The 13,547-nt window shown below is 71.6% G+C and carries 13 protein-coding genes, 2 pseudogenes and 1 riboswitch; of the genes and pseudogenes, 8 read left to right on the forward strand and 7 right to left on the reverse strand.

Features of this window, described 5'->3' with window-relative positions:
* Positions 1-54: 54 nt before the first annotated feature.
* Positions 55-1,371 (forward strand): phytase, encoded by a 1,317-nt coding sequence (locus tag P8T65_RS44755; RefSeq protein ID WP_316731157.1) that lies wholly within the window; start codon positions 55-57, stop codon positions 1,369-1,371.
* A 105-nt stretch (positions 1,372-1,476) separates the two neighbouring features.
* Here P8T65_RS44755 and P8T65_RS44760 read toward each other — a convergent pair.
* Positions 1,477-1,713 (reverse strand): annotated as a pseudogene (locus tag P8T65_RS44760) (ABC transporter permease); the annotation flags it as partial.
* A gap of 38 nt (positions 1,714-1,751) precedes the next feature.
* Positions 1,752-2,201: pseudogene (locus P8T65_RS44765) on the reverse strand (hypothetical protein); the annotation flags it as partial.
* Positions 2,202-2,544: 343 nt separating this feature from the next.
* Here P8T65_RS44765 and P8T65_RS44770 point away from each other — a divergent pair.
* The 6 genes from P8T65_RS44770 to P8T65_RS44795 are packed head-to-tail and all read left to right on the forward strand — an operon-like array spanning position 2,545 to position 7,693.
* Positions 2,545-3,396: a fumarylacetoacetate hydrolase family protein gene (locus P8T65_RS44770; RefSeq protein WP_316731158.1), complete on the forward strand. Its 852-nt coding sequence runs from the start codon at positions 2,545-2,547 to the stop codon at positions 3,394-3,396.
* A gap of 23 nt (positions 3,397-3,419) precedes the next feature.
* Positions 3,420-4,757 (forward strand): L-fuconate dehydratase, encoded by a 1,338-nt coding sequence (locus P8T65_RS44775; RefSeq protein WP_316731159.1) that lies wholly within the window; start codon positions 3,420-3,422, stop codon positions 4,755-4,757.
* Positions 4,754-5,521, forward strand: coding sequence for an SDR family oxidoreductase (locus P8T65_RS44780; RefSeq protein WP_316731160.1), 768 nt, complete (start codon positions 4,754-4,756; stop codon positions 5,519-5,521). The genes P8T65_RS44775 and P8T65_RS44780 overlap by 4 nt, the downstream gene beginning before the upstream one ends.
* Positions 5,518-6,516, forward strand: coding sequence for an aldo/keto reductase (locus P8T65_RS44785; RefSeq protein ID WP_316731161.1), 999 nt, complete (start codon positions 5,518-5,520; stop codon positions 6,514-6,516). The genes P8T65_RS44780 and P8T65_RS44785 overlap by 4 nt, the downstream gene beginning before the upstream one ends.
* Positions 6,513-6,824, forward strand: a complete 312-nt coding sequence (locus tag P8T65_RS44790; protein ID WP_230212629.1) for an L-rhamnose mutarotase — start codon at positions 6,513-6,515, stop codon at positions 6,822-6,824. The genes P8T65_RS44785 and P8T65_RS44790 overlap by 4 nt, the downstream gene beginning before the upstream one ends.
* Positions 6,824-7,693, forward strand: a complete 870-nt coding sequence (locus P8T65_RS44795) for an amidohydrolase family protein (RefSeq protein WP_316731162.1) — start codon at positions 6,824-6,826, stop codon at positions 7,691-7,693. The genes P8T65_RS44790 and P8T65_RS44795 overlap by 1 nt, the downstream gene beginning before the upstream one ends.
* On the opposite strand, the gene P8T65_RS44800 is transcribed toward P8T65_RS44795, so the two are convergent.
* From P8T65_RS44800 to P8T65_RS44815, 4 genes are read right to left on the reverse strand one after another with little or no spacing between them, the layout of a single operon-like run.
* Complete coding sequence (locus tag P8T65_RS44800; RefSeq protein ID WP_316731163.1) at positions 7,675-8,556, reverse strand: ATP-binding cassette domain-containing protein; 882 nt, start codon at positions 8,554-8,556, stop codon at positions 7,675-7,677. The genes P8T65_RS44795 and P8T65_RS44800 overlap by 19 nt on opposite strands.
* A 1-nt stretch (position 8,557) precedes the next feature.
* Positions 8,558-9,313: a cobalt ECF transporter T component CbiQ gene (gene cbiQ, locus P8T65_RS44805; RefSeq protein ID WP_230212636.1), complete on the reverse strand. Its 756-nt coding sequence runs from the start codon at positions 9,311-9,313 to the stop codon at positions 8,558-8,560.
* 5 nt (positions 9,314-9,318) lie between these two features.
* On the reverse strand, positions 9,319-9,840 hold the full coding sequence (locus P8T65_RS44810; protein WP_316731164.1) for an energy-coupling factor ABC transporter substrate-binding protein: 522 nt from the start codon (positions 9,838-9,840) through the stop codon (positions 9,319-9,321).
* Positions 9,837-10,556, reverse strand: a complete 720-nt coding sequence (locus P8T65_RS44815) for an energy-coupling factor ABC transporter permease (RefSeq protein ID WP_316731165.1) — start codon at positions 10,554-10,556, stop codon at positions 9,837-9,839. The genes P8T65_RS44810 and P8T65_RS44815 overlap by 4 nt, the downstream gene beginning before the upstream one ends.
* Before the next feature lie 29 nt (positions 10,557-10,585).
* Positions 10,586-10,791: riboswitch (cobalamin riboswitch) on the reverse strand.
* Positions 10,792-10,997: 206 nt separating this feature from the next.
* Between P8T65_RS44815 and P8T65_RS44820 the strand changes: the two genes are divergently transcribed.
* Positions 10,998-12,122, forward strand: a complete 1,125-nt coding sequence (locus tag P8T65_RS44820) for a HoxN/HupN/NixA family nickel/cobalt transporter (protein WP_399102748.1) — start codon at positions 10,998-11,000, stop codon at positions 12,120-12,122.
* A gap of 27 nt (positions 12,123-12,149) precedes the next feature.
* Here P8T65_RS44820 and P8T65_RS44825 read toward each other — a convergent pair whose 3' ends face one another.
* Complete coding sequence (locus tag P8T65_RS44825; RefSeq protein ID WP_316731166.1) at positions 12,150-13,478, reverse strand: MFS transporter; 1,329 nt, start codon at positions 13,476-13,478, stop codon at positions 12,150-12,152.
* Positions 13,479-13,547: the final 69 nt, after the last annotated feature.

The raw sequence follows: 13,547 nt of genomic DNA on the forward strand, positions 1-13,547 counted from the left end.
CGACGGCAGTCAGGACCACCGACGGCAGTCACGACGGTAAGGAAGCGAACGCCTGTGAGAACGCCCCGCACTGCTCGGAGAGCCGCCCTTCTCGCCTCGGTCACCGCGCTCACCACCTTCCTCGCGGCGACCCCCGCCGGAGCGGGGACGGTAGCGCTCCCGACGGTGACCGCGAGGAGCGAGTCCGCCGCGCTGTACGACGACGAGGCCGGCGGCAACTCCGACGCCGACGACCCGGCGATCTGGCGCGACCCCGCCGACCCGGACCGCAGCCTCGTCGTCGCCACCGCGAAGGAGGGCGGTCTGCGTGTCTACGACCTGGACGCCCGCCTCGTGCAGTCCCTCGCCGCACCCAAGCCGCCGACACCGGACGACGCCCCGGGCCGCTACAACAACGTCGACCTCGTCACCGGCCTGCGCACCTCCGCGGGCCGGGCCGACGTGGCCGTGGTCAGCGACCGTGGCAGCGACCGGCTGCGGATCTACCGCATCGACCCCACCCGCCCGGACGGTCCGCTGACCGATGTCACCGACCCGGCCGCCACCCCCGTCTTCTCCGCCGACCAGGCCGAGATCAACGACCAGCGCACCGCGTACGGCCTCGCCACCTGGACGGACAGGGCCACCGGCCGGTCCTACGCCCTGGTCAGCCAGCGCGAACGCACCCGCCTCGCCCTGCTGGAACTCCTCCCGGCGGCGAACGGCAGGGTCGGCTACCGCAAGGTCCGCACCCTCGACCTGCCCGCCTCCTTCCGGCTGCCCAACGGCACCCGATGGAGCCCCTGCGCCGAACCCGGTGAACTCCCGCAGGTCGAGGGCATGGTCGTCGACCCCGCCACCGGCACCCTCTACGCAGGCCAGGAGGACATCGGCATCTGGCGGCTGCGCGCCGACCTCACCGGCAAGCCCGTCCTGATCGACAGGACCCGGGAGTACGGCGTCCGCGGCACGTACGACGAGGAGGCCGAGGAGTGCGTGCCCGGCGCCGACCCCGGCTACGGCGGGAAGCGGTTGTCGGCCGACATCGAGGGTCTGACGCTCTATCAGGACCGCGACGGGGACGGCTACTTGCTCGCCTCCAGCCAGGGCGACGACACCTTCGCCCTGTACGACCGTGAGGTGAGCGAGGGCAACGAGTACGAGGGCGGCTTCCGTGTCGGGGCCGCGTCGGACACCCTCGACGGGGTGCAGGAGTGCGACGGCGCGGCCGTCCTCAACGCCCCGTTGGGCAGCCGCTACCCGCGCGGCCTGCTCGTCGTCCAGGACGGCCAGGAGACGCCCGGGGTCCCCGACGGCGAGGGCGGCACGCGCACCGCGACCGGCTTCAAGTTCGTCGACCTCGGTGAGCTGGAGGACGCCGCGGACCTGTAGCGCGGTCAGCCCTCTGCCGCGCCGAGGGGATCCTCCCGGGTGAGCCCGTCGACCTTGTCCATCGCCTCGTCCGTGAGTGCCACGAGGTGCCGCCCTGTACCGGGACTACTCCTGCTTCTCGCCGGAGGCGAAGCGCGAGATGATCAGTGCGACGATGATGATCGCGTCATTGAGGAACTGGTTCCACAGCGGCGGCACCCCGGCCAACGTCATGACGTTGACGACGAGTTGCAGGGTCAGCAGACCGGTGAGCGCGCCGAAGACCGATCCCTTGCCGCCGTTGAGGCTGACCCCGCCGATGACGGTGGCGGCGAAGACCTGGAAGATCCAGCCGCTGCCCTGTTCGAGCCCGCGGCGAGTGTCTCCGGCGGTGTCCCACGTCATGCTCGTGGCGGGGTCGGTGACATCAGTGGTGGCGGACATGGCTCCCTTCCGTGCTCTTCAGTGGCGTCGGCGGGGACGACGGGCGGATCGCCGGCGGAGCCGTGCGCGCCGGTGCCGGAGGTCTCGGCCCGGTCGGCCACCCCCTCCATGGCGGCGACCACCTGCTCGTCCCTCCAGCCACGGTCGAACTCGGCGACCGCCCGCTCGTGGAACATCACCACGAGCCGGTCGCACACCTTCAGGTGGTCCAGTTCGTCGGAGACGATCAGCGCGGCCTTCCCGCCGTCGGAGACCTGCTGGATCCGGCGCAGCAGGAACTCCTTGGACTTGACGTCCACGCCGTTGGTGGGGCGGATGGCCACCAGGATCTGGGGGTCGGTGGCCAGGGCACGGGCGACGACGACCTTCTGCTGGTTGCCGCCGGACAGCGCCGAGAGGGGGGTGGATCCGCGGTGACGGTGAGCGTCGCGTTTTCGGCCACGCTGCGGTTGTTCGGCTCTTGCGATTCCTCCGATGTATCTAGGGCATCGAGGATGCTACGACGGCATTGCTGACCTGACAAAAGGTTGTCCAGCAGGAATTCGACCGTCTGTCCGGGCGACGCGGTCCGCACTCCGGCGGGCTCCGGTGGCGGCTAAGTCAGACATGTCGGATCTATGAGCGGTGGAAGCTCGGCTGTGGCCACATGCATCCGAGGGATGCGTTGTCAGGATGTCGAACTGCACCTAAAGTCGCGGTGCACCATTCCTCCGATGAATGAATGAACCCCATGGCAAGGGAGCTGTCCCAATGAAACTGCTACGCGTCGGCGCCCCGGGAGAGGAGCGGCCTGTTGTGCGCACCGATGATGGCGGGTTGCTGGATCTGTCGTCCGTGGCCGGTGATATCGACGGTGCTTTTCTCGCGTCCGGGGGTCTCGACCGGGTTCGGGCGGCGGTTGAGGCGGGAGGGCTGCCTGTGCTTGATGCCGGGGGGTTGCGGGTGGGTGTCCCGTTCGCCCGTCCCGGCAAGGTGATCTGTGTGGGGCTCAATTACCGCGATCATGCTGCGGAGACGGGTGCTGCTGTCCCGTTGCGTCCGGTGGTGTTCATGAAGGATCCGGGCACGGTGGTGGGTCCGTACGACGAGGTGCTGATTCCGCGTGGCTCGGTCAAGACCGACTGGGAGGTCGAGCTGGGGGTTGTCATCGGGCGGCGGGCCCGCTATCTGGAGGGTCCCGGGGAGGCGGCCGGGGTGATTGCCGGGTACGTGGTCAGTCATGACGTCTCCGAGCGTGAGTTCCAGCTGGAGTACTCCTCGCAGTGGGATCTGGGCAAGTCCTGCGAGACTTTCAACCCGATGGGGCCGTGGCTGGTCAGTGCGGATGAGGTGGGTGATCCGCAGGGCCTGGGGCTGCGGCTGAGCGTCAATGGTGTCGAGCGTCAGCGCGGGCACACCCGCGACATGATCTTCCCGGTCCACGAGATCGTCGCCTACCTCAGCCGGTACATGGTGCTGCAGCCCGGTGATGTGATCAACACCGGTACGCCCGCCGGGGTTGCCCTCGGCCTGCCCGGCACTCCTTATCTCCGCCCGGGTGACACCGTCGAGTTGGAGATCGACGGGCTCGGGAGCCAGCGCCAGATCTTCGGCCGAGCGTGAAAGGCACCCCCTTGAGGACCCCTGTGACTGCAACTTCCGCCCGGATCACCGCGGTCGACACCTACGACGTCCGGTTTCCCACCTCACGGGAGCTGGACGGGTCGGACGCCATGAACCCCGACCCCGACTACTCCGCCGCCTACGTCGTGCTGCGCACGGATGCCGGCGACGGTCTCGAAGGCCACGGCTTCACCTTCACCATCGGCCGCGGCAACGATGTGCAGGTCGCCGCCATCGGCGTGCTGCGGCCCCATCTCCTCGGCCGCTCGGCCGATGAGGTGTGCGCGGATCCCGGCTCGGTCAGCCGTGACCTGATCGGCGACAGCCAGCTTCGCTGGCTCGGCCCCGAGAAGGGCGTGATGCACATGGCGATCGGCGCCGTCGTCAACGCCGTCTGGGACCTGGCGGCCAAGCGCGCCGGCCTGCCGTTGTGGCGGCTGCTGGCCCACGCGGAGCCGGAGTGGCTGGTCTCCCAGGTCGACTTCCGCTACATCGCCGACGCCCTCAGCCCCGAGGACGCCCTGCGGCTGCTGCGCGAGGGCCGCGCCGGGCTCGCGGAGCGCGAGGCGGTGCTGCTTCAGCGCGGCTACCCCGCCTACACCACCTCACCGGGCTGGCTGGGCTACTGCGACGAGAAGCTCACCCGGCTGGCCAAGCAGGCGGTCGCCGACGGCTTCACCCAGATCAAGCTGAAGGTCGGCGCCGACCTCGCCGACGACGTGCGCCGGATGCGCACCGCCCGCGCCGCCGTCGGCGACGGCATCCGCATCGCCATCGACGCCAACCAGCGCTGGAACGTCGGCGAGGCGGTCGAGTGGACCCGGGCCCTCGCCGGCTTCGACCCGTACTGGATCGAGGAGCCCACCAGTCCCGATGACATCCTCGGCCACGCCGCCGTGCGCCGCGGGGTCGCCCCGGTGAAGGTCGCCACCGGCGAACACGTGCACAACCGCATCGTCTTCAAACAGCTCCTGCAGGCCGGCGCCATCGACGTCCTCCAGATCGACGCCGCCCGCGTCGGCGGCGTCAACGAGAACCTGGCGATCCTGCTGCTCGCCGCCAGGTTCGGCATCCCGGTCTGCCCGCACGCCGGGGGTGTGGGTCTGTGTGAACTTGTCCAGCACCTGTCCATGTTCGACTACCTCGCTCTGTCCGGCACCACCGAGAACCGGGTCATCGAGTACGTCGACCACCTCCACGAGCACTTCACCGCCCCCGTGGTGATCCGCGAGGGCCACTACACCGCCCCCCTGACCCCGGGATACTCCGCAACCATGCGGGCCGGGTCGCTCGCCGAATACCGTTACCCGGACGGCACGTTCTGGGCCGCCGACCTCGCTGGACGGGAGGAAGTCGCATGACCGGGCAGACAGGTGAGCTGACGGGGCTCCGCGCGATCGTCACCGGTGGCGCGTCCGGGATAGGGCTCGCCACCGCCAGACTGCTGACCGCACGGGGCGCCCGGGTCGCGGTGCTCGACCTCGACCCCTCCGGGGCCTCGGCCCCGCTGATCGCCCTCAAGGCCGATGTCACCGACGACGCCTCCGTACGGGCCGCCGTCACGGAGGCCGCCGAGCGGCTCGGCGGACTCGACATCGTCGTCAACAACGCAGGCATCGGCGCGCAGGGCACCGTCGAGGACAACTCCGACGAACAGTGGCAGCGCGTCCTGGACGTCAATGTCCTCGGCATGGTCCGCACCAGCCGCGCGGCCCTGCCCCACCTGCGCGCCTCCTCCCACGCGAGCATCGTCAACACCTGCTCCATCGCCGCCACCGCCGGCCTGCCCCAGCGCGCCCTGTACTCCGCCAGCAAGGGCGCCGTCCTCTCCCTGACCCTGGCCATGGCCGCCGACCACGTCCGCGAGGGCATCCGCGTCAACTGCGTCAACCCCGGCACCGCCGACACCCCCTGGGTCGGCCGCCTCCTCGGCGCCGCCGACGACCCCGAAGCGGAGCGCGCCGCGCTCAACGCCCGCCAGCCCATGGGCCGTCTGGTCACCGCCGACGAGGTCGCCGCCGCCATCGTCTATCTGGCGAGCCCCGCCGCCGCGTCCGTCACCGGCACCGCCCTCGCCGTCGACGGCGGCATGCAGGGCCTCAGGCTCCGCCCGGCGGGCTCATGAGGACCACGACCCTCGGCCGCACCGAAGTCCGCGTCACCGAGCTGGCCTACGGTGCCGCGGGCATCGGCAACCTCTTCCGCCCGGTGACCGACCAGGAGGCCGCCGCCGCGATCGACGCGGCCTGGGACGCCGGCATCCGCACCTTCGACACCGCCCCCCACTACGGGCTCGGCCTGTCCGAACGCCGCCTCGGCGCCGCGCTCCGCGGCCGCCCCCGGGAGTCGTACACGATCTCCACCAAGGTCGGCCGGCTGCTGGTGGAGAACGAGACCGCCGAGGGCGACGACCTGGCAAACGGCTTCGCGGTCCCCGCGACCCACCGCCGCGTCTGGGACTTCACCGCCGACGGCGTCCTGGGCTCCCTGGAGGCCAGCCTGCGACGGCTCGGTCTGGACCGGGTGGACGTGGTCCTCCTCCACGACCCCGACGACCACGTCGAACAGGCCCTGCGGGAGGCCTACCCGGCGCTGGAGCGGCTGCGCGACGAGGGAGTCGTCGGCGCCATCGGCGTCGGCATGAACCAGTGCGCCGTGCCCACCCGCTTCCTGCGCGAGACCGACATCGACGTGGTGCTGCTGGCCGGCCGCTACACCCTCCTCGAACAGGAGGGCCTCGACGAACTGCTTCCCGAGGCCGCCGCCCGGGGCCGCAGCGTGATCATCGGCGGCGTCTTCAACTCCGGCCTGCTGACCGACCCGAAGCCGCAGGCCACGTACGACTACGCTCCCGTGCCGAAGCCCGTGCTCGACCGCGCCCTGCGGCTGAGGGCGGTCACCGAGCGCCACGGCGTGCCGCTGCGCGGCGCGGCCCTGGCGTTCCCCTCCGCGCACCCGGCGGTCGCGGCCGTGCTCACGGGCGCGCGCTCCGCCGAGGAGGTGCGCGACACGGTCGACCTGAACGGCCGCACCGTCCCGGCCGCCCTCTGGGACGAGTTGCGCGCCGAGGGTCTGCTGAGCCCGCACACCCCCGTCCCGCAGCCGAAGGACCCGTCGTGAGGGTCGCCCTGCACACCAAGGTCCGCGCCGACCGCGTCGAGGAGTACGAGGCGGCCCACCGCGAGGTCCCCGGGGAACTCACCACCGCCATCCGCGCCGCAGGGGTGAGCGAGTGGACGATCTGGCGCAGCGGCACCGACCTCTTCCACCTGCTGGAGGTCGAGGACTACCCGGCGATGATCGCCGAACTGGAGAAGCTGCCGGTCAACATCGCTTGGCAGGCCCGGATGGCCGAACTCCTCGACGTCGTCCACGACTACTCGGCCGAGGGCTCCGACGCCGGACTGCCGGTGGTGTGGCACCTGTGATGGGAACGGACGACACCGACGCCTGGACCGTCGACGCCCACCACCACGTCTGGGATCTCTCCGGCCGCGACCAGGACTGGATCACCGGACCCGAACTGGCGTCGCTGCGCCGCGACTTCACCCTCCGTGAGCTGGAGTCCGCTGCGAGCGTCGCTGCCGTCACCGCCACGGTCCTGGTCCAGACGATCACCGTGCCCGAGGAGACCCCCGAGTTCCTGGCCCTCGCCGCCGGCAGCGACGTGGTCGCCGGGGTCGTCGGCTGGGCCGACCTCACCTCTCCCGCCGTCGCCGACGCCCTGGCCGAACTGCGCGAGGCCCCCGGCGGGGAGTACCTGGTGGGCATCCGCCACCAGGTGCAGGGTGAGCCCGACCCCCGCTGGCTGACCCGCCCGGACGTGCTGCGGGGCCTCGCTGCGGTCGCCGACGCGGGACTCGTCTACGACCTCCTGGTCCGGCCCCACCAGCTCCTGGCCGCCGTGGAGGCGGCGGCCCGCCTTCCCGGACTCACCTTCGTCCTGGACCATTTGGGCAAGCCAGCCGTCGCCTCCGGTGAACTGGAGCCGTGGGCGGGGGAGATCCGCGGGCTGGCGGCCCTGCCGAACACCGTGTGCAAGCTCTCCGGCCTGGTCACGGAGGCCGACTGGCACTCCTGGCGGGTCGCGGACCTCGTCCCGTACGCCGACACCGCGCTGGACGCCTTCGGCCCCGAGCGGCTGATGTACGGCTCCGACTGGCCGGTCTGCCGACTCGCCTCCGACTACGCCGAAGTCCTGGACGTCGCCGACACGTTGATGTCCCGACTCGGTGAGGCCGAACACCGGGAGGTCTTCGCGGGCACCGCCGTGCGCGTCTACGGCCTGCGGATCTGAGGCTGAGGCAGCCGCGCCCCCGGACCGGCGTCCGCCTCCGCGAGGGCCGCCAACTCGTCCGGTGTGCGCGGGCCCGCCTCCTCCCGCGCCAACAGCCCCTGCTCGCGCAGGAATCGGGCGACCGCGACACCCCAGGGGAGCCGCAGCCCCGCCTGGTGCAGGAGATCCGTGCGGGCGAGCATCTCCGCCACCGGGCCCGTGCGCGCGCCGGACGGGGTGAGCAGCGCCGCGTCGTCGGCCCAGCGCAGCGCGAGGTCGACGTCATGGGTGGCCATCACGACGGTGGTGCCGGAGCGCCGCAGCTCGTCCAGGGTGGCGAGGAGCCGCTCCTGTCCGTCCGGGTCGAGTCCGGCGGTCGGCTCGTCGAGGATCAGGACCCGGGGCCGCATCGCGACCGCCCCGGCGATGGCGGTCCGCTTGCGCTGGCCGTAGGAGAGCAGATGGGTCGGCCGGTCGGAGAGGGCGGCGATACCGAGCGCGCCGAGCGCCTCGTCCACCCGGTCCCGCACCTGCGCGTCGGGCAGTCCGAGGTTCAGCGGTCCGAACGACACATCCTGTGCGACGGACGCCGCGAAGAGCTGGTCGTCCGGGTCCTGGACGACCAGCTGGACCGTCGTCCTGAGCCGGGTGAGCCCCTTGCGGTCGTACGACACCGGCCGCCCTTCGACGGTCAACTCGCCCGCGCGGGGCCGCAGTCCGCCGCTGAGCAGCCGCATCAGCGTGGTCTTGCCGCTGCCGTTGCGGCCCAGCAGGGCGAGCGCGCGCCCCGCGCGCACCTCGAAGTCCAGTTCGCTGAGCACGGGCGGTCCGTCCTCGTATGCGAACGACGCGCCCCGCAGGGCGACGAGCACGGGCTCGCTCATGTCAGCGGCCTTTCCAGGACGAATCCAGTACGAGGGTGAGGGCGGCCACGGCCGCCAGAAGAGCGACACTGGCCGTGGTGAACCGCACGGAGACCCGGGCCTCGGGCACCAGGACACGCAGGGTGCCGTCGTACCCGCGTCCGGCGAGCCCGGTCTGCAGCCGTGCCGCCCGGTCGAAGGCCCGGACGAACGCGGTGGCGCCGAGCCCGGCGAGGGAACGCCAGGTGGCGGCCCGGGTGGTGTGCCCCAGTCGCGCAGCCTGCGCCTCCCGGATCCGGCGCACCGAGTCCAGGAGCAGAAAGCTCATCCGGTACGTCACCAGCGCCACGTCCACGACCGGCGCGGGCACCCCGGCCCGGACCAGCCGGGGCAGCAGGTCCGACATCGGGGTCGTGAAGGCGAACAGGAGCACGCCCAGGGAGGCGGCCGAGGTGCGCAGCAACAGCTCCCCGGCGCGGACCGCTCCGCCGGCGGCCGGGGTGACGAACCCGTCCGGCCCGCCCACCTGCACGAGCAGCGGCAGCGCGCCGGTCACGCAGAAGCCCAACGGCACCCGGTAGGCCCGCCACAGCCGACGGCCGGGCACGCCCGCGGGGCCCAGCAGGACCACGAGCGAGGTCAGCAGGACCAGGGCCGCGCCCGGCCAGGGCGGCAGGGAGATCGCGAGCGCGGTGAGACCGAGCCCGAGCACGGCCTTGTCCACGGGATGACGGCGGCGCCAGCGACTGCTGTGCGCCGCCGCGTCGATCGGCAGCACCCGGATCAGCCCCGCCCGGCCGGGCTGGCCCCGGAGCGACCGGACGAGCCTGCGTCGCCGGTCGGGTCCGAGGCGCCGGACGCCCCCGACGCGCCCTTCGAGGCCGCGGCGGCCGGAACGCTCGCCGCCGGGCCGGACGCGCTCGCGGTCGAGGCCGCGACGGTCGCGTCCACCGGCTCCTCCGGAGCCTTGTCGGTCTGCCCGGCAGCGTCCAGCAGCGCCCGCGCCCGGGCCTCGCCCTGGCGCCGGCCCCGGCGGATGCCGAAGTAGTAGGCGAGGACGCCCGCGCCGAGGGCGGCCTGGAGGGAGAAGAGCGCCGACTCGATCTCACCGGACGGCGGCTCGTAGAGAGGGGAGAACCACGGCTCGTAGTCCGGTTCGATCTCGGTGATCGCCGTCTCCGCCTCGCCGTCGGCGCCCGTGAACGGCTGCTCCTTGTGGTCGCCGAGGCCGAGGGCCAGCGGCAGGACGGCGAGCGCGGCCACGACGAGCAGCAGCAGTACGTTGATCTTCGTGTTCCGGCTCATCGGGCCACCGCCTCGCTCTCGTTCTCCGCCCCGGCACCGGTACGGCTCCGCCGGTCGGTCAGGAGCACGCCGAGCCGGGTGAGTTCGCCCTTGCTCGACTGCACCAGCAGGCGCATCACCAGCACGGTGAGCAGACCCTCGCTGACCGCGAGCGGGACCTGGGTGACGGCGAAGATGGAGCCGAACTTGCCGAGCGCGCCCAGGAAGCCGCTGCTCGGGTCGGGGAAGGCGAGCGCCAACTGCACGCTGGTGGCGCAGTAGGTGACCAGGTCGGCGACGAACGCGCCGAAGAAGACCGTCACCATCAGCGGCACGCCGAAGCGCCGCAGCAGCCGGTAGACGCCGTACCCCGCCCAGGGGCCGGCGATCGCCATGGAGAAGACGTTGGCGCCGAGCGTGGTCAGACCCCCGTGGGCGAGCAACAGGGCCTGGAAGAGCAGGGTGATGGTGCCGAGGACCGCCATGATCGGCGGCCGGAACAGGATGGCGCCGAGACCGGTGCCGGTGGGGTGGGAACAACTCCCGGTGACCGACGGCAGCTTCAGCGCGGACAGGACGAAGGTGAAGGCACCCGAGGCACCGAGCAGCAGTGTGCTCTCGGGGTGCTCCCTGACCTCACGGGTGAGTGCCCGTACTCCGTGGACGACGAACGGCGCGGACGCGACGCCCCAGGCGATCGCGTGCGCCGGAGGAAGGAAACCCTCGGCTATGTGCATGGCTTAGCAGACCCTCTCCAGCACCTCGTGGATGGTTGACGCGCCTTGGCCGGTCTCCTGGCTTACGGGTGACACCGCCCGTGCTCCGCCTTCCCGGGTCCGAAGACCCAGTGGCTGTCCGTGAGGACCGGAGCCGGACTTCCCGATCACAGTGGCGAGGGCCGCACCGGCATCACACCGGATTTCCCGTTCACCAAGGCGTGGTGACAGTAGTGCCCAGATAAGGACGCTGACAAGCGGAGGCGAGGGGTGCGCGGGCGTCGTGCGACAGCTCACACCCGGGCGCACGCTCCGGCGCACGCCCCGCACGTCGGCGGGAGTCCACGGCCTGACCGAAAGCAGACGCGAGCTTTACTGCGAGCCAGTTGCAGCTACCAATATGGCGCACAAGGCTGAGGGGGTGCGACCGCACATACCCACGAAAGAAGAGGCGCACGCTCCATGGCTCCTGGCACCGACACCGCCCCCTCGGCCACCGCCGGGACGGGCGGACTCTCCTGGCGGCGGATCAGCGGCTTCCTGACGCGCGGGGAGTGGGCGAGCCTGGCCGGAATGGCCGGGTTCATCCTCGCGCTGCACCTCATCGGCTGGTTCACACTCGTGGTGATCGTCGCTCCCGAGCACTACAGCGTCGGCAGCAAGACCTTCGGTATCGGTATCGGCGTCACCGCCTACACCCTGGGCATGCGGCACGCCTTCGACGCCGACCACATCGCCGCCATCGACAACACCACCCGCAAACTGATGGGGGAGGGGCGGCGGCCGCTGTCGGTCGGTTTCTGGTTCTCCCTCGGCCACTCGTCGATCGTGCTCGCCCTGACGTTCCTGCTCACCCTCGGCGTCAAGTCGCTCGCCGGGCCGGTCCGCGACGACGGCTCCGTGCTGCACGAGACGACCGGCTGGATCGGCACCACCGTCTCGGGGACGTTCCTGTACGTCATCGCCGTCGTCAACCTGGTGATCATGGTGGGGATCTGGAAGGTCTTCCGCGAGATGCGCTCGGGCGCCTACGACGAGGCCGCGCTGGAGGAGAAGCTGCACAGCCGGGGCCTGATGAACCGGCTCCTCGGGCGGTTGATGAGGTCCCTCACCAGCTCCTGGCAGATGTACCCGATCGGCCTGCTCTTCGGCCTCGGCTTCGACACGGCGACGGAGGTCGCGCTGCTGGTCCTGGCCGGTTCGGGCGCCGCCTCCGGGCTGCCCTGGTACGCGATCCTGTGCCTGCCCGTCCTGTTCGCGGCCGGGATGTCGCTCCTCGACACCGTGGATGGCTCGTTCATGAACTTCGCCTACGGCTGGGCGTTCTCCCAACCGGTCCGCAAGGTCTACTACAACCTCACCGTCACGGGCCTGTCCGTGGCCGTGGCTCTGGTCATCGGCACGGTCGAACTCCTCGGCCTCGTCGCGGAGAAGGCCCATCTGCACGGCATTTTCTGGGACCGGGTCGCCGGCGTCGATCTCAACACCGTCGGCTATGTCGTCGTGGGCCTCTTCTTCGTCACCTGGGCGGTCGCCCTGCTGGTCTGGCGGTGCGCGCGGATCGAGCAGAAGTGGACGACCGGCTGACGCCGCACCTAGGGCACGTGCAGCCCGTCAGTGCGCGTGCAGCCCGTCCGTGAGATGGCCGTGGCTGTGCCGCCACCCGGCACGGACGCGTCGGGCGCCCACCAGATGGGGGTGACCGGAGGGGAGCCCGGCGTGCACGTGGGACGTCGACGACGCCGGCCACAGCCGTACGGCCGTCAGCGCCGCGCCCAGCGCGAGCGAACCCAGGGCGAGCACCGCCCAGTTCAGCCCGGCCGTCGCCCCCAGCCATCCGGCCAGCGGATACGTCAGCAGCCAGCAACCGTGCGAGAGGGAGAACTGGGCGGCGAACGCGGCCGTACGCTCCTCGGGCGACACCGAGCGGCGGACGAGACGCCCCGCCGGAGTGAGCACCGCCGAGCACGCGGCACCGAACGCGGCCCAGAGCGCCAGCAGCGCGGACAGTCGCCAACTCCCGCCCTGAGCAGCGGTGACGGCCCCGAGCCCGGCGAAGACCACGGCCAGCGACAGCGCGCCCGGCAGCATCACGGCTCGGTCCTGCACCTTCTCCAGCACCCGGGGCAGTACCAGCGCCACGGCCATCGACCCCGCCCCGTACGCCCCGAGCGTCAGCGGCAGGGCGCCCGCGGACAGGTCGAGCACATCACGGACGTAGACGACGGAGTTCACCGTCACCATCGCCCCGGCCGCCGCGACCGCGAGGTTCAGGACGAGCAGGGCCCGCAGCTCGGGCACGCCGAGGAAGAGACGCGTCCCGGCGGTGGCCCTGGCGTACACGCCGCCCGCGCGCGGGGCGGTGACCGCGGCCCGCTCGGGCAGGGCGGTGGAGACGACCAGCGCGGCCGAGGCGAGGAACCCGAGGACCGTGCCGGTGAACAGCCCGTCGTAGGTCGTCACGGACAGCAGCGCGGCTGCGAGCGCGGGGGAGAAGAGGCTCTCCAGGTCATAGGCGAGCCGGGACATCGACAGGGCCCGGGTGTAGTCGCGTTCCTCGGGCAGCACATCGGGGATGACGGCCTGGAAGGTGGGCGTGAACACGGCCGACGCGGACTGCAGGAGGAACACCAGGACGTACACCTGCCAGACCTCGCCGACGAACGGCAGTGACAGGGCGATCCCCGCGCGCACCAGGTCCGCCGTCACCATCAGGGCCCGGCGCGGCAGCCGGTCGGCGACCGCGCCCGCGATGGGGGCGATGACCACGTACGCCACCATCTTGATCGCGAGTGCCGTACCGAGGACGGAACCGGCGCGGGCGCCCGCGAGGTCGTACGCCAACAGCCCGAGCGCCACGGTCGCGAGCCCGGTCCCCACCAGGGCCACGATCTGGGCGGCGAAGAGCCGCCGATAGACACGATGACGCAGTACGGCAAGCATGACCAGATGATAACCATCATGTGCGCACCTATGCACATGATGGCGGGAGGGGAGCGCCCCGCAGCGGCG

Source organism: Streptomyces sp. 11x1 (genome assembly GCF_032598905.1).
GTDB lineage: Bacteria > Actinomycetota > Actinomycetes > Streptomycetales > Streptomycetaceae > Streptomyces.